Raw genomic sequence first — 1,112 nt, forward strand, 5'->3', positions numbered from 1 at the left:
GGCGGCGGCAAAATCTGAGTGCAACACCTGACCTTTCCGGTACGGTGCTGCCCTATGTCTTATACCGAACTCAGCGTTGAAGAGCGCGCCACCATTCAAATCGGTCATGCCCAAGGCTTCAGCCTGCGCAGGATTGCCTGCTTGATCACCCGATCCCCTTCGACCATCAGCCGGGAGCTGCGCCGCAATCGAGATGCCTGCGGCGGCTACTCGGCCCGTGTGGCCCAGCAGCAGATGCAGGCCCGCCGCCAGGTGTGTCGACCGATGCGAAAGCTGTTGCCGGGTAGCGAGCGCTTCGAGTTGGTGGCCCATATGCTGCGTGAGCGTTTGTCCCCCGAGCAAATTGCCGGCAAGCTGCGCAGCATGAACATGCCCAATCTCAGAGATGCCTACGTCTGTCGCGAGACGATCTATAACGCGATCTATGCCCTGCCGGTCGGCGAGCTGCGCAAGGAGCTGATCATCTGCCTGCGCCAAAGCAAGGCGACACGCAGACCGCGCTCTGGCGGCGTGGATCGACGAGGACAGATCCCCGAGATGGTCAGCATTCATGTGCGCCCGCCGGAGATCGAAGACCGGCTGATGCCAGGGCATTGGGAAGGCGACCTGATCAAGGGCAAGGCCAACGCCTCGTCTGTAGGCACGCTGGTGGAACGTACCAGTGGCTACCTGATGCTGGTAAAGATGAACGACGCGACGGCGACCTCGGCGATGGAAGGCTTCAGTGCAGCGCTCAATGGCATGCCGCTGGCGATGCGCAAGAGCATGACCTACGACCAGGGCCGAGAAATGGCGCGGCATGCTGAAATCACCCAGCAGACCGGGGTGGCAATTTACTTCTGCGACCCGCATAGCCCTTGGCAACGCGGCAGCAACGAAAACATAAATGGCCTGATCCGCCAGTATCTGCCCAAGGGCACGGACTTGTCGGTACACAGCCAAGAAGAACTCGACGCTATTGCACTGCAACTGAACATGCGACCGCGTAAGCGCTTCGACTTCAAGTGCCCCATCGAAGTTATGGGTGAGGTGATGCAGAAGGCCATGACTATGCGGCATGATGCTCCAGCTTCAATTCAATGACCGTGTTGCACTCAGCTCCTGCAACCGCC

General features: G+C 59.9%; 1 protein-coding gene. It reads left to right on the forward strand.

Going from position 1 to position 1,112, the window contains the following annotated elements:
- Nucleotides 1–54 precede the first annotated feature (54 nt).
- Nucleotides 55–1,083, forward strand: a complete 1,029-nt coding sequence (locus tag H096_RS21820) for an IS30 family transposase (RefSeq protein ID WP_033901417.1) — start codon at nt 55–57, stop codon at nt 1,081–1,083.
- Nucleotides 1,084–1,112: the final 29 nt, after the last annotated feature.

Source organism: Pseudomonas sp. FH1, from assembly GCF_000510895.2.
Taxonomy (GTDB): Bacteria; Pseudomonadota; Gammaproteobacteria; order Pseudomonadales; family Pseudomonadaceae; genus Aquipseudomonas; species Aquipseudomonas azotoformans_A.